At 62.5% G+C, this 19,958-nt stretch carries 17 protein-coding genes; 6 read left to right on the forward strand and 11 right to left on the reverse strand.

Going from position 1 to position 19,958, the window contains the following annotated elements; translation table 11 throughout:
* Positions 1-54 precede the first annotated feature (54 nt).
* From yghU to NTD89_RS09510, 4 genes are read right to left on the reverse strand one after another with little or no spacing between them, the layout of a single operon-like run.
* Positions 55-891, reverse strand: coding sequence for a glutathione-dependent disulfide-bond oxidoreductase (gene yghU, locus NTD89_RS09495; protein WP_262207263.1), 837 nt, complete (start codon positions 889-891; stop codon positions 55-57).
* A 2-nt stretch (positions 892-893) separates the two neighbouring features.
* A complete protein-coding gene (locus tag NTD89_RS09500) occupies positions 894-2,339 on the reverse strand; it encodes an efflux transporter outer membrane subunit (protein ID WP_262207265.1) in 1,446 nt (481 codons plus the stop codon).
* Positions 2,332-3,501, reverse strand: a complete 1,170-nt coding sequence (locus tag NTD89_RS09505; protein WP_145164863.1) for an efflux RND transporter periplasmic adaptor subunit — start codon at positions 3,499-3,501, stop codon at positions 2,332-2,334. The genes NTD89_RS09500 and NTD89_RS09505 overlap by 8 nt, the downstream gene beginning before the upstream one ends.
* 1 nt (position 3,502) lies before the next feature.
* The gene (locus NTD89_RS09510; protein ID WP_262207267.1) at positions 3,503-6,682 is read right to left on the reverse strand and encodes an efflux RND transporter permease subunit; all 3,180 of its coding nucleotides are present in this window, start codon (positions 6,680-6,682) and stop codon (positions 3,503-3,505) included.
* Positions 6,683-6,955: 273 nt separating this feature from the next.
* On the opposite strand from NTD89_RS09510, the gene NTD89_RS09515 reads away from it, so the two are divergent.
* From NTD89_RS09515 to NTD89_RS09525, 3 genes are read left to right on the forward strand one after another with little or no spacing between them, the layout of a single operon-like run.
* Positions 6,956-7,426: a MarR family winged helix-turn-helix transcriptional regulator gene (locus NTD89_RS09515; RefSeq protein WP_262207269.1), complete on the forward strand. Its 471-nt coding sequence runs from the start codon at positions 6,956-6,958 to the stop codon at positions 7,424-7,426.
* Positions 7,427-7,429: 3 nt separating this feature from the next.
* Positions 7,430-7,957, forward strand: coding sequence for a G/U mismatch-specific DNA glycosylase (gene mug / locus NTD89_RS09520; RefSeq protein WP_262207397.1), 528 nt, complete (start codon positions 7,430-7,432; stop codon positions 7,955-7,957).
* A 30-nt stretch (positions 7,958-7,987) separates the two neighbouring features.
* Positions 7,988-8,590 (forward strand): glutathione S-transferase family protein, encoded by a 603-nt coding sequence (locus tag NTD89_RS09525; RefSeq protein ID WP_262207270.1) that lies wholly within the window; start codon positions 7,988-7,990, stop codon positions 8,588-8,590.
* 5 nt (positions 8,591-8,595) lie between these two features.
* Here NTD89_RS09525 and NTD89_RS09530 read toward each other — a convergent pair whose 3' ends face one another.
* Positions 8,596-9,363, reverse strand: coding sequence for an SDR family NAD(P)-dependent oxidoreductase (locus NTD89_RS09530; protein ID WP_262207272.1), 768 nt, complete (start codon positions 9,361-9,363; stop codon positions 8,596-8,598).
* Positions 9,364-9,501: 138 nt separating this feature from the next.
* Between NTD89_RS09530 and NTD89_RS09535 the strand changes: the two genes are divergently transcribed.
* On the forward strand, positions 9,502-10,650 hold the full coding sequence (locus tag NTD89_RS09535; protein WP_262207274.1) for an aldose epimerase family protein: 1,149 nt from the start codon (positions 9,502-9,504) through the stop codon (positions 10,648-10,650).
* A gap of 143 nt (positions 10,651-10,793) precedes the next feature.
* Here the strand turns inward: NTD89_RS09535 and NTD89_RS09540 are convergent, their stop codons facing one another.
* The 5 genes from NTD89_RS09540 to NTD89_RS09560 are packed head-to-tail and all read right to left on the reverse strand — an operon-like array spanning position 10,794 to position 16,637.
* Positions 10,794-11,798 carry a substrate-binding domain-containing protein gene (locus tag NTD89_RS09540; protein WP_242198523.1) on the reverse strand — a complete coding sequence of 335 codons (1,005 nt, stop codon included), beginning with the start codon at positions 11,796-11,798 and terminating at the stop codon, positions 10,794-10,796.
* 38 nt (positions 11,799-11,836) lie between these two features.
* Positions 11,837-12,700, reverse strand: coding sequence for an SMP-30/gluconolactonase/LRE family protein (locus tag NTD89_RS09545; RefSeq protein WP_262207275.1), 864 nt, complete (start codon positions 12,698-12,700; stop codon positions 11,837-11,839).
* Positions 12,701-12,715: 15 nt separating this feature from the next.
* Positions 12,716-14,296 (reverse strand): aldehyde dehydrogenase (NADP(+)), encoded by a 1,581-nt coding sequence (locus tag NTD89_RS09550; protein WP_262207276.1) that lies wholly within the window; start codon positions 14,294-14,296, stop codon positions 12,716-12,718.
* Between the two features lie 10 nt (positions 14,297-14,306).
* Positions 14,307-15,299 (reverse strand): AraD1 family protein, encoded by a 993-nt coding sequence (gene araD1 / locus NTD89_RS09555; protein WP_262207278.1) that lies wholly within the window; start codon positions 15,297-15,299, stop codon positions 14,307-14,309.
* 15 nt (positions 15,300-15,314) lie between these two features.
* Positions 15,315-16,637: an MFS transporter gene (locus NTD89_RS09560; RefSeq protein WP_262207280.1), complete on the reverse strand. Its 1,323-nt coding sequence runs from the start codon at positions 16,635-16,637 to the stop codon at positions 15,315-15,317.
* Positions 16,638-16,827: 190 nt separating this feature from the next.
* Here NTD89_RS09560 and NTD89_RS09565 point away from each other — a divergent pair, with 190 nt between their 5' ends.
* Together NTD89_RS09565 and NTD89_RS09570 are read left to right on the forward strand one after the other, a co-directional pair.
* On the forward strand, positions 16,828-18,564 hold the full coding sequence (locus tag NTD89_RS09565) for an IlvD/Edd family dehydratase (RefSeq protein WP_262207283.1): 1,737 nt from the start codon (positions 16,828-16,830) through the stop codon (positions 18,562-18,564).
* Between the two features lie 47 nt (positions 18,565-18,611).
* Complete coding sequence (locus NTD89_RS09570) at positions 18,612-19,334, forward strand: FadR/GntR family transcriptional regulator (RefSeq protein WP_145164836.1); 723 nt, start codon at positions 18,612-18,614, stop codon at positions 19,332-19,334.
* Between the two features lie 35 nt (positions 19,335-19,369).
* Here the strand turns inward: NTD89_RS09570 and NTD89_RS09575 are convergent, their stop codons facing one another.
* Positions 19,370-19,837, reverse strand: coding sequence for a metallophosphoesterase family protein (locus NTD89_RS09575; RefSeq protein WP_145164834.1), 468 nt, complete (start codon positions 19,835-19,837; stop codon positions 19,370-19,372).
* Positions 19,838-19,958 lie beyond the last annotated feature (121 nt).

Genomic DNA, 19,958 nt, shown 5'->3' on the forward strand with positions numbered 1-19,958 from the left:
CTAAGTGGCCGTTACCGCAGCAACGGATATGTACTCACCCCCCCCCAAAAAAAGTCAGTCCAAATCACTCGCATCATGCCGCTCACGCAACTGCTCCGAAACCTCCCCAGAAACCCGATTCACCCTGCGCCCCCGCTGCACCGCCGGTCGCGCCTCAATCGCGTCCGCCCAACGCAGCACATGCTTGTACTCATGCACCGACAAAAACTCCGCCGAATCCCCATACAACCGGCCTTTGACCAACCCGCCATACCAAGGCCAGATCGCAATATCCGCAATGGTGTACTCATCCCCGGCAATGTACTCACTCACCGCCAACCGCTGATCCAGCACATCCAGCTGGCGTTTGGTCTCCATGGCAAACCGATTGATCGGGTACTCCATCTTGCTCGGCGCATACGCATAAAAATGCCCAAACCCGCCGCCCAGGTACGGCGCACTGCCCATCTGCCAGAACAACCACGACAAACACTCCGCACGCGCCGCCGGCTCAGTGGGGAAAAACGCCCCAAACTTCTGCGCCAGGTACTGCAAAATCGCCCCCGATTCGAACACCCGAATCGGCGTATCCCCACTGCGGTCCAGCAACGCCGGGATCTTCGAATTCGGGTTCACCGCCACAAACCCGCTGCCAAACTGATCACCGTCACCGATCTTGATCAGCCAGGCATCGTATTCCGCGCCGGCATGCCCCAGGGCCAACAGTTCTTCCAGCAGGATCGTGACCTTCTGGCCATTGGGTGTGGCCAGCGAATACAGCTGCAACGGGTGCTTGCCAACCGGCAATTCCTGCTCGTGAGTCGCACCGGCGATAGGCCGGTTGATACTGGCAAAGGTGCCGCCGCTTTCAGTGTCCCAGGTCCAGACTTTCGGGGGTACGTACTCGGTCATGTTCACTTCTCCTTGGTTTCATCAGGGGTCGACGCAGCCAATTGAGCCACGTTCCATCCGCCGCCCAGAGCCTTGATCAGGCCCACATTGGCGCTCAACTGCTGGGTTTGCAATTGCAACACGCTGCGCTTGGCTTCCAGCGCCGCCACTTGCGCCGTCACCACATCCAGATATGCCACGGCGCCCTGGCGATAACGCGAGGTGGACAGGTCTTCGGCGTATTGCGCTGCAGCCGCCGCATCACGCTGATCATCCAGGGCCGTGCCCAGGCCGGCGATTTGCGACAGGTTGTCCTCCACCTGCTCGAACGCACTCAACACCACGCCACGGTATTTGGCCGCCGCTTCATCGGTGGCGGCCTTGGCGATGTCCACCTGGGCCTGGCGCGCGCCGCCGTCAAACAGGGTGCCCACCAGTGATGGGCCGATGGCCCAGAACAGGTTGGGCGCGCTGAGCAAGCGGGCAAACTCGTCACTCTGATAACCGCCTTGGGCGCTCAGCGTGATCTGCGGGAACCACGCCGCCTTGGCGACGCCAATCCGCGCATTGGCCGCAGCGATGCGACGCTCGGCAGCCGCAATATCCGGTCGGCGCTGCAACAGACTGGAAGGCACGCCGGTCGGCACGTTCGGCAAGGCAATCGGCGCCACGTTCACGGCGACGCTATAAGTGGAAGCCGACTCACCGAGCATCGCCGCTATCGAATGCTCCAGCAGCGCCCGTTGCACCTGGCTCTGGCTGAGCTGCGATTTAACCGTCGACAACTGCGTACGCGCCCGCGCCACATCCAGGCCGGAGACGATACCGCCGCCATGCAAACCTTCGGTCAGGCCAAGGGCCTTGGCGTAAGCGTCGCGCGTCTGCGCCAGCAACTGGTTCTGCCAGTCGATGCCGCGCAGGCGGATGTAGCTGTCGGCCAGTTGCGCCTGCAGGCTCAGGCGTACCGACGCCAGGTCTGCCTTGGCCGCATCCGAGTCGCTGGTGCCGGCGGCCACGGTGTCGCGCACGCGGCCCCACAGGTCGACTTCATAGTCGACTTCCAGGCCCAGGGTCGCGGAGTTGTAGACATCCGGTGAAGTGGCCGAGCGCAACGGTTTGGTGTCTGACTGGCGAATGCGCTGGCCGTTGCCAATGGCCGAGATCTTCGGGAACAGCCCCGAACGGTCCTGGGCCAGGAACCCTTGAGACTGCTGGTAATGCGCGAGCGCGGCGCTCAGGTCGGCGTTGTTTTTCAACAACTGCTGCTGCATCGCATCCAGCTGCGGGTCGTTGTACACGCGCCACCAGCCATCCCGGTTGGCCTGATCGTTCGGCGTGCCGACCGTCCAGGGCCCTTGGGTGTGAAACTGCGCAGCCATCGGTGTTTGCGGCACGTTCAGCGGTGGCGCCAACGAGCAGGCGCCCAGGCTCAGCGTGGCGATCAAGCCCAGCACATTGCGCTTAGCCATGGGGTTTGACCTCAGTGGCAGCGACCGCCAGCTGCACCGAATCATCATCAGCCAGGCCATCGGGCGGCGTGTCGATCACGCGGTCGGCGGCTTGCAGGCCGCTGGCGATTTCGACGCTGTCACCAAAATCGCGGGCGATGCTGACGGTCTTGAAGTGCACATGGTTGTTGGCGTCCAGGGTCGCGACGCGCATGCCCTTGTCATCGAACACCAAGGCGCTGGACGGCACGCGGATGACGTCGGCCTGCACCGGCAAGTCAAACTGCACGCTGGTGTAGCCACCGGGCAGCAAGCGGCCACCGGGGTTGTCCACCAGCAATTGCACGAGCGTGCTGCCGGAGGCAGCGTTGACCGCGTCGGCGGTGGCAATCACTTTGCCGGTGAAGGTTTCGCCGCGGTACTCCGGCACGCTGAGGCGCGCGGTGGTGCCTTCGCGAATCTGTGGCGAGAAGGTTTGCGGCACCTGCACATACACGCGCAGGCGGCTGACATCGGCCACCGCAAACAGCTCTTTGCCGGCGGTGCCGCCCGCACTGATCAACGCGCCTACGTCAGTGCTGCGCGCGGTGACCACACCGGCAAACGGCGCAACCAGATGCTGGAAGCCCTTGGTTGCGACCAGCTGGTCGACATTGGCCTTGGCCGCCGCCACTTTGGCTTGCTTGGCGGTCAGGTCGCCGGTGCGTTCATCCACGTCCTGGCGCGACACCGAGTCGTTCGCCAGCATGGCCTGCCAGCGTTTGGCGGTGGTTTCGGCGAGGTGCTCATCGGCTTGGGCCGAGGCCAACGTGGCACGGGCCTGCAGCAGTTGCTGGTCGAGTTCCGGGGTGTCGATTTCAGCCAACACTTGCCCGGCTTTGACGCGGGTGCCGATGTCGACATTCCAGGATTTCAGGTAGCCGTTGACCCGGGCGAAGATCGACGCGCGTGAATACGCCTCCATCCGCCCCGGCAGGTTGAGCACCGGGCCCTGGGCCTGCACCACCGGCTTGATCAGGTTGACGCTGGGCAACGCCTGGGCGTCGGTCCAGGTCTTGAGGTCGCGCGATTCACTGGCGCGCACGCCGATGCCGACACCGACGATGACAACCACCACTGCCGCGCCCACGATCAGCCACAGCAGGCCACGGGAAGACTTGGATTTAGAAACGGAAACGGACATGTCAAACCCCTTGGGTAACGGTGGTCGCACGCGTGGCGTGCTGGCGACGCCCGTGGACAAGACTGAAAATCAACGGAACCAGAATCAACGTGGCGACGGTGGCAAACGCCAGGCCGCCGATCACCGCGCGGCCCAGTGGCGCGTTCTGCTCGCCGCCCTCGCCCAGGCCCAAGGCCATGGGCGCCATGCCGATGATCATCGAAATGGCCGTCATCAACACCGGCCGCAGCCGCGTGAAGCCGGCTTCGAGCGCGGCCTGCACCGCATCGCCGTGCACCGCCAGGCGTTCGCGACAGAAGCTCACCACCAAAATGGCGTTGGCAGTGGCCACGCCCATGCACATGATCGCCCCGGTCAGCGCCGGCACCGACAGCGGCGTGTGCGTGATAAACAGCATCCACACGATGCCCGCCAGCGCCGCCGGCAACGCGGTGATGATCACAAACGGGTCGGCCCAGGACTGAAAGTTGACCACGATCAGCAAGTAGATCAGCACCACCGCGCCGAGCAGGCCGAACAGCAAGCCACTGAACGCCGCGTTCATGGTCTGTACCTGGCCTTGCAGGATGACCTTGGAGCCGGTCGGTACTTCACCGGCGTGGGCGGCGATGATCTTTTGGATATCGGCGGCAACGCCACCGAGGTCGCGGTCCTGAATCGCGGTCAGCACTTCGACCACCGGCTGGATATCCGATTGGGTGAACACCGAATTACTGTGGCTGCGCTGGATATTCGCCAGGCCGCCCAATGTCTGGTCGGTGGCCGCCCCGCTGCTGCCACTCAACGGCAGGTTGTGCAGCGCCGCCAGGCTTTCAAGGCTGTACTGCGGGGTTTGCATCACGATCGGGTAGGAAATGCCGTTGGCCGGGTTCAACCAAAAGGTCGGCGCCACCTGGCTGGAACCGGCGAGGTTGACCACCAGGCTGTTGGTCACGTCGCGCTCGGTCAAGCCGACCAATTGCGCGCGGGTGCGGTCCACGTCGATATTGAACGTCGGCAATTGCCGCGACTGCTGGATGCGCGCATCGACCACGCCCGGCACCCGACGAATATCACGCAGCAACGCGCTGGCGTACGTGAAGTTGCCCGCCAGGTTATTGCCGGTGATTTGCAGGTCAATCGGCGCCGAGGAGCCGAAGTTAAGGATCTGCCCGACAATGTCCGACGCCGGGAACGAGAACACCGCACTGGGGAACTCGCGTGGCAGGGTTTCGCGCAATATGCGCATGTATTCTGCGGTCGGGCGGTGGCCTTCATTGAGGCTGATCTGAATGTCGCTGTCTTGGGAGCCCACGGTGCCGGTGTTGTTGTACACCACGTTGATGCCACTGATCGACAGGCCGATGTTGTCGACCAACGCCTTGAGCTCATTGGCCGGGACCTTGCGCCGGATCGCGTTCTCGATGTCGGCGATCAGGTGCGCGTTGCTTTCCACCCGTGTGCCCACCGGGGCACGCACGTGCAGCAGGATCAAGCCGGAATCGACCTCGGGGAAGAAGTTGCGCCCCAGGAACGGCACCAGCGCAAACGACACCGCAACAAACGCCAGCAGGCCGATCACCACCGTGCGGCGATGGTGCAAGGCACTGTCCAACACGCTGTGGTAGCGCTCGCGAAAGCCTTCAAAATGCCGCTCGAAACCACGTTGGAAATTCACCAGCGGATTGCGCGACGGCGCGTGCCCGTCCTCACCATGCACATGCGGCTTGAGCAGGTAGTTGGCGAGTGTCGGCACCAGCGTACGCGACAGGATGAACGAGGCAATCATGGCGAAAATCACCGCCTCAGCCATCGGTACAAACAGGAAGCGCGCCACGCCGTCGAGGAAGAACATCGGCACAAACACGATGCAAATACACAGCAGCGAAACGAACGCCGGCGTGACGATCTGCGCCGCGCCGTCGAGGATCGCCGTCTCCACCGGCTTGCCCTGCTCCAGGTGCCAGTTGATGTTCTCGATGGTCACCGTGGCGTCGTCCACCAGGATGCCGACCGCCAGCGCCAGGCCGCCGAGGGTCATGATATTGAGGGTTTCGCCCAGAGCCGAAAGCGTGGCAATCGAGGCCAGGATCGCCAACGGAATCGACGTGGCGATGATCACCGTCGAACGCCAGCTGCCAAGGAACAGCAGGATCATCAGGCTGGTCAGCGCCGCCGCGATCACGCCTTCACGGGCCACGCCGCTGATGGCCGAGCGCACGAACAGTGACTGGTCGCCGATCAGGTCGATGTTCAGGTCAGGCGGCAAGGCGGCCTTGTTGTCCGCGAGCTTTTCCTTGATCCCGGCGATCACGCCCAAGGTCGATGCCGAGCCGGTCTTGAGCACCGGCAGCAGCACCGAGCGGTTGCCGTTCACGTGCACGATGTTGGTTTGCGGCGGGTTGCCGTCGCGCACGGTGGCCACATCGCGGATCAACACGGTGGTGCCATCGGCGGTCTTGATCGGCAGGTTTTCCAGGTCATGGAAATCCGACGGCGCGTTGTTCAGTTGCAGGTTGAATTCGTAGCTGCCGATCTTCTGCGTGCCCACCGGCGTGATCAGGTTCTGCGTGGCCAGGGCGGTGGCGACGTCTTGCGCCGACAGGCCGCGCGCCTGCATGCGCGCCGAATCGAGGTCGATCTGCACCTGGCGGCTCTTGCCGCCAAATGGGTATGGCAGCGCCGCACCGGGCACGGTGGTGAGCATCAGGCGCACCTGGTTAAGGCCAATATCACCCAGGCGCTGCTCGCTCAAACCCGCGCCCGAAAGGGCCAACTGCACGATGGGCACGGTGGAGGCGCTGTAGTTGAGCACCAGCGGCGGCACGGTGCTGGGCGGCAGTTGCCGCAGGATCGCCTGGGACACCGACGTGACCTGGGCGTTGGCCGTGCTGATGTTGACGCCGGGCTGGAAGAAGATCTTCACGATGCCGTAGCCATTCATCGACTGCGCTTCGATATGGCGAATGTCGTTGACCGTGGTGGTCAGCACGCGCTCGAACGGCGACGTGATGCGCCCCGCCATCTGGTCGGGCGGCAGGCCGGTGTACTGCCAGATCACCGCGATGACCGGAATGCGGATTTCGGGAAAGATGTCGGTCGGCGTTCGCCAGGCCGCCAGCGGGCCGATGATCAGGATGAAAATAGCCAATACCAGAAAGGTATAGGGGCGCCGCAACGCGATGCGCACGAGGCTCAGCATAGGAGGTGATCCAGACAGGGGTTGGATGATCAAGCAGGCAGAGCCGTGCCGTTTTCCCGCCTCGCCCCACGCGTTTCCTGGGGAGCTTGTAACGACATCCGGTCACAAAGAGGCATATGCCACGATATCTAATTTAGTGGCGTACGCAACTAATTTGTTTCAAGCTGTCTCAGTCTTCATCTGCAAGCCATCTTCGGTCTGAAAGGCCTTGTCCTGACAGGTCGCGCAGGCATAATCACCCGCGTCGTGTTTTGTATCAGAGAGTATCTGCCCTTGAAATCTACCCCGCCTTGCTCCGAGAGTTCCAGCGCCTGTGTGAACGGTGCCGTGCGCCGCACGTCCCGTCGCCTGGGCCAGATCTATGACGAGGCGTATGCGCCCTGCGGGTTGAAAGCCACTCAATACGCGGTGCTCAACCGCATCGCCAAGGCCGGCACGCCGAAGATGGGCGAACTGGCGCAAGCCCTGGTGATGGATTTGTCCGCCCTGGGCCACACACTCAAGCCATTGGTGCGCGATGGCCTGGTAGAGCTGCGCGTGGACGAATTCGACCGCCGCACCCGCCGCGTGCTGCTGACCGAGCAAGGCCAGCGCACGCACGCGGCCGCCAAGCGCATCTCGACGCAAATGGCCGAGCGCTTTGATCAGGCGTTTGGCCGTGAAGCGGCGGCGCAGCTGCGCCAGACCCTGGATTTTATCGCCTCCGACGAGTTTGCCCGCACGCTCCTGGCCAAGGACGATTAAGCCATCCGCCTCGAAGACATCCTCGCCGACCACCTGCATGTGGTGTTCTGCGGCATCAACCCGGGCAAGGGCTCTGCCGCCCTCGGCCTGCACTTCGCCAATCGCAGCAACCGCTTCTGGCGCACGTTGCACCTGGCGGGTTTTACCCCGCATGAAATCCGCCCGGAGGATGCGCGCAGCCTGCTCGACTATCACTGCGGCTTGACCACCTTGGTCGAGCGCCCGACGGCGAGCGCGGGGGAATTGGCGCGACATGAATTCACCGAAGCGGCGACGGCGTTTGAACACAAGATCCGTCGTTGCCAGCCGCGGTGTGTGGCGTTCCTGGGCAAGGTCGGTTACAGCGCGTTGTCCGGCCAACGCGAGATCGCCTGGGGGCTGCAGCCGCAGCTATTGGGCGGCGCCTCGGTATGGGTGTTGCCCAACCCGAGCGGGCGCAACCTGGCGTTCAGCCTGGAGCGACTCGTGCACGCCTATCAGCCGCTGCGCGCGGCCATTGCGCAGGCCGGCCCGGTGCCTTTAATCTCTTGAGCCAAACACCCTGAGAGCCTTGGAGGCTTCATGAAACTGGTCGGCATGCTGGACTCGCCTTACGTTCGTCGCGTCGCAATTTCTCTTGAACTGTACGGCGTGGATTTCGTACACGAGTCGCTCTCGGTGTTCAGCACCTACGCTGAATTTTCTGCAATCAACCCGGTGGTCAAGGCGCCCACGCTGGTGCTCGATGATGGAACGGTGCTGATGGATTCCAGCCTGATCCTGGACTACTTCGAAACCCTGGCGCCGACCGACAAAAAACTTCTGCCACACAACGCCGGCGCACGCGCCAAAGAGCTGCAAGTGCTCGGCCTGGCCCTGGCGGCGTGTGAGAAAACCGTGCAGATCGTCTACGAGCACCACTTGCGCCCAGCGGAAAAACTGCATGAACCGTGGCTCGATCGCGTAACCGGGCAGTTGCTGGCCGCTTATTCGCTGCTGGAAACACACCTGGCCCAAGCGAGCGGTGAACGCCTGAACCAGGCCGCGCTGACGGCGGCCGTCGCCTGGTCGTTCACGCAGTTAAAACTGCCGACGCTGCTCAAGGCCCAGGCGTATCCCAGCCTTCAACGCCACGCCAATCAGCTGGAACAGCATCCGGCGTTCAGGAAATACCCCATCGAATAACTGGCCTAGACCCAGCCACCATCCACAATAAAGTTTTGTGCCGAACACATCGCCGACGCATCGGAGGCAAGAAACAGCGCCATGTTGGCGATGTGTTCCGGCAGCACACTGCCTGGCAAGCACTGGCTGCGGCTGATCAGCTCCCTGGCCGCATCGTCCACCCACATCGCCAGCTGTTTTTCGGTCATGACCCAGCCGGGCACCAGGGTGTTGACGCGGATACGGCTGGGGCCCAGTTCCCGCGCCAGCGCTCGGGTCATGCCATGGGCCGCCGCCTTGCTGGCCGCGTACACCGGGTAGCCCGCCGACGCCATCATCCAGCCGACCGAGCCCAGGTTGATAATCGCCCCGCTGCCCGCGCTTTTCATCATCGGCACCACGGCCTTGGCGGCAAAAAAGGCGTGTTTGAGGTTGACGGCGATCAGCCTGTCGAACATGTCCGAATCGACCTCTTGCAGCGTATGACGCACGTCGTTGGCTGCGTTGTTCACCAGCACGGTGATCGGCCCCAGCGTTTGCTCAAAACGGGCGATCGCCGCTTTGTAGGCGATTTCATCGGTGATGTCGCAACACACGAACTCAACGCTATGCCCTTGGACACTCAACACCGCCGCGAGCCGCTCGCCCTGGCTTTGCGCGCGGTCCACAAAGGCCACCTTGGCGCCCTGCGCGGCGAAGGCGCGCACCATGAATTCGCCGATGCCCGAGGCACCTCCGGAAATCAGTACGGTCTTACCCTTCAGGTCGGGATAAACGGCGTGTGCAGTACTCATATAACGCTTGCCTCGATCAATTAGTCTTATTTTATTTGGCGTATCTGGGGTTTAAGGCTATAAATTCGCTGTCAACTCGACGAAATATCGCACATTAGTAGAACTATTCCACTGAAAACAACAAAAGGAAGTTCGACCATGAAGCACCCTCGACACCTGCTTTCAGGCCTCGCCTTGTCCATGCTGGTTGCCAGCGGTGGCGCCCAGGCCGCCGGGCTTAGCAGTGAACACAAGCCTTTCGGCAAAACCAACGACGGCACCGCCGTCGAGCAATACATCTTGCGCAACAGCCATGGCATGCAAGCCACGGTGATCACTTACGGCGGCGTATTGCAGTCGCTGAAAGTGCCGGATAAAAACGGCAAGGTCGATGACGTGGTACTCGGTTTCGACGACGTGCAGGGCTATCAGAGCGGTACGGCCTTTTTCGGCGCGAGCATCGGCCGCTTCGGCAACCGTCTGGCCGCCGGGGCGTTCGAACTCGATGGCAAGCGTTACCAGGTACCGCTCAACGATGGCCCCAACTCGCTGCACGGCGGTGCTCAGGGTTTCGACAAGCACGTGTGGCAGGCCGAACCGGTCAAGGGCAAGGATTCGGTCGGCGTGAAGCTGAGCTACCTGTCCAAGGACGGTGAAATGGGCTTCCCCGGCAACCTGAAGACCGAGGTCACCTACAGCCTCAACGATAAAAACGAACTGCACATCGACTACAAGGCCACCACTGACAAACCGACGGTGCTGAACCTCACCAACCACAGCTACTTCAACCTCGCCGGCGCAGGCAATGGCGACATCCTCAAGCAAGTGGCGACCTTGCATGCCAGCCACTACACACCGGTAAATGCCACGTTGATTCCGACCGGCGAACTGGCTCCGGTCAAAGGCACGCCGATGGATTTCCTCAAACCCACGCCGATCGGCCAGCACATCAAGGACGACCATCCGCAGCTCAAGTTCGCCGAGCCCAAACAGGGTGGGTTTGACTTCAACTGGGCGCTGGATACCAAAGGCGATATCAAGCAACTCGCCGCCGACGTACACGACCCCGCCTCCGGCCGACGTTTGCAGCTCTACACCACCGAGCCCGGCGTGCAGTTCTATACCAGCAACTTCCTGGATGGCACGGTGAAGGGCAAGGCCGGCAAGGTGTATGCGCATTGGAGCGCGTTTACCCTGGAAACCCAGCACTTTCCGGACGCACCCAACCAGCCAACGTTTGCATCGACCCGGTTGAACCCTGGGCAGACCTACACCCAGAACACCGTGTTCAAGTTCTCCGCCGATTGAACTGAGGGAGCGGGCTTGCTCGCGAAAGCGGTGGTTCAGTGCCAGACGCAGTGACTGACACTCCGCTTTCGCGAGCAAGCCCGCTCCCACATTCAGTGCTCGCTGAGCATGGCTCAGCAATGGTTCATCGGTTTGGCCACTACTCAGTTCCAGAGGCCGATTTTTTCCAGTTCCTGCTTGAAGTTCTCGCGGGTGATCAGCGTCACTTCATCCATGGCGGTGTACTTCGGTGGCTCCTTGCCGGTGGTGACCCAGTCGAACATCATCTTCGCGGTGTTGTAGCCTTCGATGTGCGGGCTGGGCAGCATTGAGCCGAAGAAGCCGCTGTTGGCTTTCTTCAATTCGCCGATGGCGTCGGTGCCATTGATGCCGATGCCGATCACATTGGCCGCGGCAAAGCCTGCGGTTTCGGTAGCGCGTACGCCGCCGAGCACCGTGTTGTCGTTCATGCCGCCAATGATCAGGTTTTTCGCACCGCTGGGCAGCTTGACCAGAGCCGAGTTGGTGGCGTCCATGCTGCCCGGGACGTCGAGCGTCTTGGCGGCCGTGAACAGGATGTGATCCTTGGGAAAGCCTGCATCTTCCAGGGATTTGACCGAGCCGTCGGTACGCTTTTTACCGGTGTCGAGTTCGTTGAAGGTGTTGATCACCGCATAAGTGTCCTTCCAGTCCCAACCGCGTTTTTTCGCTTCTGCCGCCATCGCCGCGCCCTGCTTCTGGCCGACTTCAAAAGCGGCCATGCCCAGGTACGGCACGTCCTCCATGAAGTTGCCCTTGGCATCGACAAAGCGATCGTCCACGGCAATCACTTTCAGGCCGTTGACACGGGCCTTGGCGACGATGGCCGGGCCGAGGGACACGTCCGGCGGGCAGATCACAAAGCCCTTGGCGCCGTTGGCCGCCAGGCTGTCGATGGCCGCCAGGGTTTTCTCGCCATCGGGCACGGCGATCTTGATCACGGTAAAACCATGTTCCTTGCCGGCCTTTTCGGCAAACGCCCATTCGGTCTGGAACCACGGCTCTTCAGCCTGCTTGACCAGAAAACCGATCTTCACTTCTTCAGCAGCCAGCAACAGGCCGCTCAGGCTCAGGGCTGACACCGCCACAGCGGCGCAGCACAGGGAACGCAAACCACGACGACGATTCATACGGGTGACTCCTTGTTGTTGTTTTTGAATGTCAGGATTTAACCGGCAAAGCGGTGACAGGGTATGCCGGGCACATCGACCTCGATGGCCAATACCGCGCCATCCAGGGGGTGATCCAATGGGCTGGCGGCGCTGGTGATATAGAGCGTGGTGAGATTGGGCCCACCAAAAACACAACTGGTGGGGCGGCTGACGGGCAGTTCGATGACGCGGTCCACTGCGCCGTCTGGCGTCAGGCGCAGCAGGCAACTGCCGTCCCAGCGTGCATTCCAGACATAACCCTGACTGTCCATCGCCGAGCCGTCCGGCCCTCCGCGTGGATGCGGGCCAAACCAGACGTGCGCCGGGTCGAGTTGGCCGCCCTCCTGGATCACGTGCCGGTAGAGCGTGCCGTCCAGACTGTCGCCGAAATGCACCTGGCTGCCGTCCTCGCTCCACAGCAAGGTGTTGGGAATGCCCAGGCCGCGCAGCAGCGGCGTGACCTGCGCATCGGCATCGATGCGAAACAGGCCACCGGAACGTCGCGTGATCGGCAGGTCTTCGCCCCGCTCGCCAATGTTGTTCTGCATGGTGCCCAGCCACAGGCGGCCCTGGGCATCGCAGCGCGCTTCATTGCCACGGTTGCCGGGTTGCGGGTCGGCCACACACAGCAGCGTCAGCACTTCGGTCGCCAGGTCGAGCCGGTAGACGCCGCTGCTCAAGGTCACAAGCGCATCGCCGCTTTCACAGGGGATAAACGCCGAGACGTGCTCGGGCAACTGCCAGATCTGCAACTGCCCGTCCATCAGGCGCAACGCCTGTTTGCCAATGATATTGACCCAATACAGCGCCTGGGTCGGCGCATCCCAAAACGGGCCTTCGCCCAACTGTGCACGGTGTGCGGTAACGGCATTAAACGGCATGTGACCTCCTGTTTTTTACAGCGGCTCGCGCGATGGCGTGCCATCGACCAGCCGCTGGATGCGCAACGGGTTGGCGTTTTTCAACGCGTCGGGCAGCAGGCTATCAGGGTAATTCTGGAAGCACACGGGACGCAGAAAGCGGTCGATGGCCAAGGTACCGACCGAGGTGCCGCGCGCGTCCGAAGTGGCCGGATAGGGCCCGCCGTGGACCATCGCGTCGCAGACTTCAACGCCGGTAGGGTAGCCATTGAGCAGGATGCGGCCGACTTTTTGTTCCAGCAACGGCGTCAGTTCGGTGAACTGCTCAAAGTCGGCCGGCTCGCCGATAATCGTCGCCGTCAGTTGGCCATGCAGCCCCTGCAAGGCGGCGCGGAGTTGGGCTTGATCAGTCACTTCAACCACCACCGTGGTCGGGCCGAACACCTCTTCCTGCAGCACTTCATCGCCGTCGATCAGCAGGCGGGCGTCGGCCTTGAACAGCTGCGGCTGCGCCTGATTGCCTGCTTGAGCGCTGCCCGCCAGATGCTGGATGCCCGGGTGCGCGAGCAGCTTTTCCAGGCCTTTGCCATAGCTGCTCAAGGTGCCGGCGTTGAGCATGGTTTGCGCCGGCTGATCATTGATCAGGCTGGCCACCTGCTGGGTGAATGCGCTGAACTGCGGCGATGCAATGCCGATCACCAGGCCTGGGTTGGTGCAGAACTGACCACAGCCTTGCACCACCGAGGCCGTCAGGTCGCGGGCGATGGTGTGCGCCCGCGCCTGCAATGCCTGCGGCAATACGATCACCGGGTTGATGCTCGACATCTCGGCAAACACCGGGATCGGCTGCGGGCGGGCTGCGGCCATGTCGCACAAGGCGCGACCGCCCTTGAGCGAGCCGGTAAAACCCACCGCCTGGATCGCCGGGTGCTTGACCAGCGCCTCACCGACGCCGCCGCCGAAGATCATATTGAACACGCCCGCCGGCATTTCGGTGGCGTGGGCCGCGCGCAGGATTGCATCGGCGACCTGCTCAGCCGTAGCCATGTGCCCACTGTGGGCCTTGAACACCACCGGGCAACCCGCCGCCAGCGCCGCTGCGGTGTCGCCACCGGCGGTGGAAAATGCCAGCGGAAAGTTGCTCGCGCCAAACACTGCAACCGGGCCCAGGCCAATGCGGTATTGGCGCAGGTCCGGACGCGGCAACGGCTGACGCTCGGGCAAGGCTTTGTCGATGCGTGCGCCGTAGAAATCGCCACGCCGCAGCACGGTGGCAAACAGGCGCATCTGGCCGCTGGTGCGCCCGCGTTCGCCTTTGATACGCGCGGCGGGCAGTGCCGTTTCGCGGCACACCAGCGCGATGAAGTTATCGCTCAGCGCGTCCAGCTCGTCGGCTATTGCGTCGAGAAACTGCGCGCGCCGCGAGGCACTCAACGCGCGGTATGCCGGGTAAGCCGCGGCGGCCGCCGTGGCGGCGGCGTCGACTTCTTCGGGGGTCGCCTGGAAAAAATCCTGCGGCAAGGCTTCGCCGGTGCTGGCATCGACACTGTGCAGGGTCACGCTGCCGAGGGCGCTGCGCTGGCCGCCGATGTAGTTGTGGCCGAGGAATTGGGTCATGTTGATCTCCTTAAAGGGTGATGACATTGCCGGGCTCGAACACCGCGTCGGCCTTGCCGACCGTGTTGACCAGCGGCGCGCCGAACTCGGCCTGGCTGATCTCGAACACATCGCCCGGTTCAGTACGTATACCGTCGGCAAATGACAAGGTAGCAGTGCCGAAGAAATGCACGTGCACGTCACCCGGTGTGAGGAATTGACTGTATTTGAAGTGGTGATACTCAAGGTTTTCCAGGCTGTGGCACATGTTGGCCTCGCCACTGAGGAATTCGTTTTGCCAGATCACTTTGCCGTCACGCAGGATGCGGCTGGTGCCCGCCAGGTGCTGCGGCAACTCGCCTACGCGTAACTCAGGACCATAGCTGCAACTGCGCAACTTGGAGTGGGCCAGGTACAGGTAGTTTTTGCGCTCCATCACGTGATCAGAGAACTCGTTGCCCATGGCGAAGCCCAGCCGATAGGGTTTGCCGTCGTGGCCAATCACGTAGAGGCCGCCGATTTCCGGCTCTTCACCGGCGTCTTCGGCAAACGGCGGCACCGGGAAAGCCTGGCCCGGGCGTACCACGATGCTGCCGTCGCCTTTGTAGAACCACTCCGGTTGCACACCCGCTTGGCCAGACGCGGGCTTACCGCCCTCCACGCCCCATTTGAAGATGCGCAGGGTGTCAGTTATCGCACTGTCGTCACCGGCCTGCTGGTGCATCTTGTCCCGCGCCGAGGCGCTGCCCAGGTGGGTCAGGCCGGTGCCGCTGATCAACATGTGGGCCGGGTCCGGGTGATCGAGTGGCGGCAGGATTTTCAGGTCAGCCAGCAATGCGCGGTAATCGTAGCTGTCGCCCAGGCCCAGCTTGTCGACCTGCTGCGCCAATTTGACGCCCGCCTCGATGGCCGCCAACGCCAGTTCACGCACGCTGCGGGCCGTCTGCACCTCGCGCAGCTTGGTGCCTTCTACTACGCCGACACGGCGCTCACCGTTGCGTAACTCAAACTGAACTAAACGCATGAAATGTCTCCTTGATTAAGTCCGCGTGGCACCCCGGGCGCTGGCGGCAAATTGCTCGGTGGGCAGCACGTGCTTGCGTTCCAGTACGCGGTACACCACGCCGGTCAGCAGTAACCCGAACACCATCACACCCGACAGGAAGTACAAGCCCGAGGCCAGGTTACCGGTGTACTCCTTGAGCGCGCCGATCACAAAGGGACCGATATAGCCGCCGAGGTTGCCTACCGAGTTGATCAACGCAATGCCCGCCGCCGCACTGGCGCCGGCGAAAAAGCGCCCCGGCAGGGTCCAGAACACCGCCGTGCAGGAGAACAGCGCGAACGCCGCCAGGCACAGCGCGGCCATTTGCAGCACCGGCAAGCTCAGCCAGGCACTCAAGAACAGCCCGATGGCGCCCAGCACATACAGCACCGCGAGATGGCCGTAGCGATCATTCAAACGGTCGGAGCTGCGCGGAATGATCAGCAGGCCGAGAATGCCGAAGATATACGGCACCGCCGAGACGAAACCGGTGACCAGGTCACTGCCGCCGAACTGCTTGATCAGCGTCGGCAGCCACAGGCCGAGCCCATAAATGCTCAAGGTCACGGGCAGGTAGAACAGCGCCAGCAGCAGCACTCGTTTGTCTTTCAGTGCATGCAGCGGGTTGCCGTGGCGGGTCTGGCCGTAGGCTTGCAGGTCTTTATTCAGCTCGCCAGTGAGCCAGGATTTCTCGTCCTCGCTCATCCACTTGACCTGCTGGGGGCCGTCCGGCAGCAAGCGCAACACCGGCCAGGTCAGCAACAACGCCGGCGTGCCGATGACGATGAACAACCACTGCCAGCCATGCAGGCCGAGGATGCCGTCCATGCCCAGCAAGCCGCCGGACACGGGGCCGGTGATCATCATCGCAATGGGTTGGGAAAGGATGAACAGCCCGAGGATCTTGCCGCGATGGCGCACCGGGAACCACTGGGTGATGTAGTACAGCACGCCCGGAAAGAACCCCGCCTCCGCCGCGCCGAGCAGAAAGCGCATCACGTAGAAACTGTGCGGCCCCTGCACGAAGGCCATGCCGATAGTGATCGCGCCCCAGGTCAGCATGATGCGCGCAAACCAGCGCCGGGCGCCGAAGCGGTCGAGCATCAGGTTGCTGGGAATCTCGAACAGGAAGTAGCCAATGAAGAACAGCCCCGCGCCCAAACCATAGGCGGCGTCGCCAATGCCGACATCGGCGCCCATGTGCAGCTTGGCGAAACCCACCGCCGAGCGGTCCACGTAGGCGATCAGGTAGAGCAGGATCAGGAAGGGAATCAGTTTCAGCGTGATGCGCCGAATAAGCCGCAGTTCCTGGCTCATGGGTCGATCTCCGATTGTTGTTTTTATAGAAGCTCGGGGTTGCCGCTGGCCAAATTCAGGCAGGGCGATACCTCATTTGAAGCCGACTATATAGTATGACTATTTACAAAACAACTCTTCCAAAGCCTCGATTTTGCGCTTATGTTTAGCCGCATATAGAACATATAGTCATACAATAAGAGAGACCACCATGCCTGATAAAAAACCCACTCTCCGCTCCGCCCAGTGGTTTGGCACCGCCGACAAGAACGGCTTCATGTACCGCAGCTGGATGAAGAACCAAGGCATCGCCGACCATCAGTTCCATGGCAAACCGATCATCGGTATCTGCAACACCTGGTCGGAGCTGACGCCGTGCAACGCGCACTTCCGCCAGATCGCCGAGCATGTCAAACGTGGTGTGATCGAGGCCGGTGGCTTCCCGGTGGAATTCCCGGTGTTCTCCAATGGCGAATCCAACCTGCGCCCCACCGCCATGCTCACGCGCAACCTGGCGAGCATGGACGTGGAAGAGGCGATTCGCGGCAACCCCATCGACGGCGTGGTGCTGCTCACCGGCTGCGACAAAACTACCCCGGCGCTGCTGATGGGCGCGGCCAGTTGCGACGTGCCGGCCATCGTCGTCACTGGCGGGCCGATGCTCAATGGCAAACACAAAGGCCAGGACATCGGCTCGGGCACGGTGGTGTGGCAGCTCAGCGAACAGGTCAAGGCCGGCACCATCACCCTGGACGATTTCCTCGCGGCCGAAGGCGGCATGTCGCGCTCGGCCGGCACCTGCAACACCATGGGCACAGCCTCCACCATGGCCTGCATGGCCGAGGCACTGGGCACTTCCCTGCCCCACAACGCGGCGATCCCGGCGGTGGATGCGCGCCGGTATGTGCTGGCGCATATGTCCGGCATGCGTGCGGTAGAGATGGTGCGCGAAGACTTGAAGCTGTCGAAGATCCTCACCAAGGAAGCGTTTGAAAACGCGATCCGCGTGAACGCGGCCATCGGCGGTTCGACCAACGCGGTGATTCACTTGAAAGCCATCGCCGGGCGCATTGGCGTCGAGCTCGACCTGGATGACTGGACGCGCATGGGCCGCGGCGTGCCGACCATTGTCGACCTGCAGCCGTCGGGGCGTTTCCTGATGGAGGAGTTTTACTATGCCGGTGGCCTGCCCGCCGTGTTGCGCCGATTGGGCGAAGCCAACCTGATCCCGCACCCGCATGCGCTGACCGTCAACGGCAAGTCCCTGGGCGAGAACACCAAGGACTCGCCGATCTACGGCCAGGACGAAGTGATCCGTACCCTCGACAACCCGATCCGCGCCGACGGCGGCATCTGCGTGCTGCGCGGCAACCTCGCGCCGTTGGGCGCCGTGCTCAAACCCTCGGCCGCCAGCCCCGAGTTGATGCAGCATCGCGGCCGCGCGGTGGTGTTCGAGAACTTCGACATGTACAAGGCGCGCATCAATGACCCTGAACTGGACGTGGATGCCAATTCGATCCTGGTCATGAAAAACTGCGGCCCCAAGGGTTACCCAGGCATGGCCGAAGTCGGCAACATGGGCTTGCCGGCCAAGCTGCTGGCCCAGGGCGTGACCGACATGGTGCGTATTTCCGATGCGCGCATGAGCGGCACCGCTTACGGCACGGTGGTGTTGCACGTGGCACCCGAAGCCGCCGCCGGTGGGCCGCTGGCCACGGTGCAGGAAGGCGACTGGATCGAACTGGACTGCGCCAATGGCCGCCTGCACCTGGACATCCCCGACGCAGAGCTGGCGGCACGCATGGCCGAGCTGCCGCCACCGCAGAAGCTGATCGTCGGCGGCTACCGTCAGCTGTACATCGACCATGTGCTGCAGGCCGACCAAGGCTGCGACTTCGACTTTCTGGTGGGTTGCCGTGGGGCTGAAGTCCCCCGTCATTCCCACTAATTGGGATGCTATGATGCCGCCTATTTAGCCAGGGCCTCCCGTTCGTTATGGATCACCAGCCGTCCAAGCCGCGCAAGAGCATGCATGCCCAGATCGTTCAGGACTTGGGCATGCACATCGTTTCCGGTCGCTTCAAACCCGAAGAACGCCTGCCCATGGAGGCCACGCTGTGCGAGGAGTACAAGGTCAGCCGGTCGGTGTTGCGCGAGGCGACGCGCGTGCTCAGCGCCAAGGGCCTGGTGTATTCCAAACCGCGGGTGGGCGCGGTGGTGCGGCCACGCCTGAAATGGCATTTGCTCGACCCTGACGTGTTGTCCTGGCTGATGCAGACCACGCCGCACAGTGAGTTTTTCAACACCCTGGCCGGCGTGCGGCGCATCCTCGAACCGGAAATCGCCGCCATGGCCGCGACCACCGCCACCGATGAAGACATTGCCACCATCGAACAAGCCTACCTGGGCATGGAAACCGCCAAGACCCACGACGACCTGCTGCAGGCCGACCTGGACTTTCACCGCGCGATTGCCGACGCCACCCGCAATGACCTGCTTGCCTATATGTGCAACATGCTCTCGCTGCCGTTGCGCGAGTCGATCAACATCACCAATCGCCGCCCGGACATCCAGGGCCTGAGCCTGCCGCGTCACAAGGCCATTCTCACGGCGATCCAGAACCGCGACGCCCTCGGCGCCCGCCACGCTTCGCTGGTGCAACTGGACGACACGCGCGTGGCGCTGGACACGGTGATGAACGTGCTGACCCCGTTGTAAATGCACGACGGGCGTCACCTGATTGAGCCAATCGGCTACTGAACAGCGTCCACCAGCGAAATCAGCCGCGACTCAATCGACGCCTCAACGATCTCAAGCACCGCAAGTGTCACCGGCAGTTTGAACCGGCGCCTGCCAGCGCTGCCGGGGTTGACGTACAACGTTGCGCCGCGCCACACGATCAAGGGTTTGTGCGAGTGACCGGTGATCACCAGCCGTGTGTGCGGGTCGAGTAACGCGGGCACGTCGGCAATGTCATGCACGACCAGGGTTTTCCAGCCGTCAAGATCAATGCTCAGATGGTCAGGCACCTGCTGCGCCCAGGCCGCGTCCTGATCATTGTTGCCGCGCACCACATGCACCGGCGCGATCCGCGCCAGGTGTTCAAGGATGTCCGGCCCGCCGATATCCCCCGCATGGATAATCTGCTCGCAGCCTTGCAGCGCCGCGATCGCCTCAGGCCGCAGCAAGCCATGGGTATCGGAAATCACGCCAATTTTCATAGAGCCTCCTAAAGGGTTATGAACATTGACCGCACTCGCCTTAAACGATTCAGGTCAACAGCGAACCTTCCCCCCAAACCAGCGTCCGAGCTAAGGCATTGTTGCTTACCGCTCGCCGCGA

This window comes from Pseudomonas sp. 14P_5.3_Bac1, from assembly GCF_025466135.1.
Taxonomy (GTDB): domain Bacteria; phylum Pseudomonadota; class Gammaproteobacteria; order Pseudomonadales; family Pseudomonadaceae; genus Aquipseudomonas.

Coding starts and splice junctions, on each gene's coding strand:
- NTD89_RS09565 (WP_262207283.1), top strand. CDS start 16,828: ATGCCTGATAAAAAACCCACTCTCCGCTCCGCCCAGTGGTTTGGCACC.
- NTD89_RS09530 (WP_262207272.1), bottom strand. CDS start 9,363: ATGAGTACTGCACACGCCGTTTATCCCGACCTGAAGGGTAAGACCGTA.
- NTD89_RS09560 (WP_262207280.1), bottom strand. CDS start 16,637: ATGAGCCAGGAACTGCGGCTTATTCGGCGCATCACGCTGAAACTGATT.
- NTD89_RS09510 (WP_262207267.1), bottom strand. CDS start 6,682: ATGCTGAGCCTCGTGCGCATCGCGTTGCGGCGCCCCTATACCTTTCTG.
- NTD89_RS09500 (WP_262207265.1), bottom strand. CDS start 2,339: ATGGCTAAGCGCAATGTGCTGGGCTTGATCGCCACGCTGAGCCTGGGC.
- NTD89_RS09545 (WP_262207275.1), bottom strand. CDS start 12,700: ATGCCGTTTAATGCCGTTACCGCACACCGTGCACAGTTGGGCGAAGGC.
- NTD89_RS09525 (WP_262207270.1), top strand. CDS start 7,988: ATGAAACTGGTCGGCATGCTGGACTCGCCTTACGTTCGTCGCGTCGCA.
- NTD89_RS09550 (WP_262207276.1), bottom strand. CDS start 14,296: ATGACCCAATTCCTCGGCCACAACTACATCGGCGGCCAGCGCAGCGCC.
- NTD89_RS09505 (WP_145164863.1), bottom strand. CDS start 3,501: ATGTCCGTTTCCGTTTCTAAATCCAAGTCTTCCCGTGGCCTGCTGTGG.
- NTD89_RS09570 (WP_145164836.1), top strand. CDS start 18,612: ATGGATCACCAGCCGTCCAAGCCGCGCAAGAGCATGCATGCCCAGATC.
- araD1 (WP_262207278.1), bottom strand. CDS start 15,299: ATGCGTTTAGTTCAGTTTGAGTTACGCAACGGTGAGCGCCGTGTCGGC.
- NTD89_RS09575 (WP_145164834.1), bottom strand. CDS start 19,837: ATGAAAATTGGCGTGATTTCCGATACCCATGGCTTGCTGCGGCCTGAG.
- yghU (WP_262207263.1), bottom strand. CDS start 891: ATGACCGAGTACGTACCCCCGAAAGTCTGGACCTGGGACACTGAAAGC.
- NTD89_RS09540 (WP_242198523.1), bottom strand. CDS start 11,798: ATGAATCGTCGTCGTGGTTTGCGTTCCCTGTGCTGCGCCGCTGTGGCG.
- NTD89_RS09535 (WP_262207274.1), top strand. CDS start 9,502: ATGAAGCACCCTCGACACCTGCTTTCAGGCCTCGCCTTGTCCATGCTG.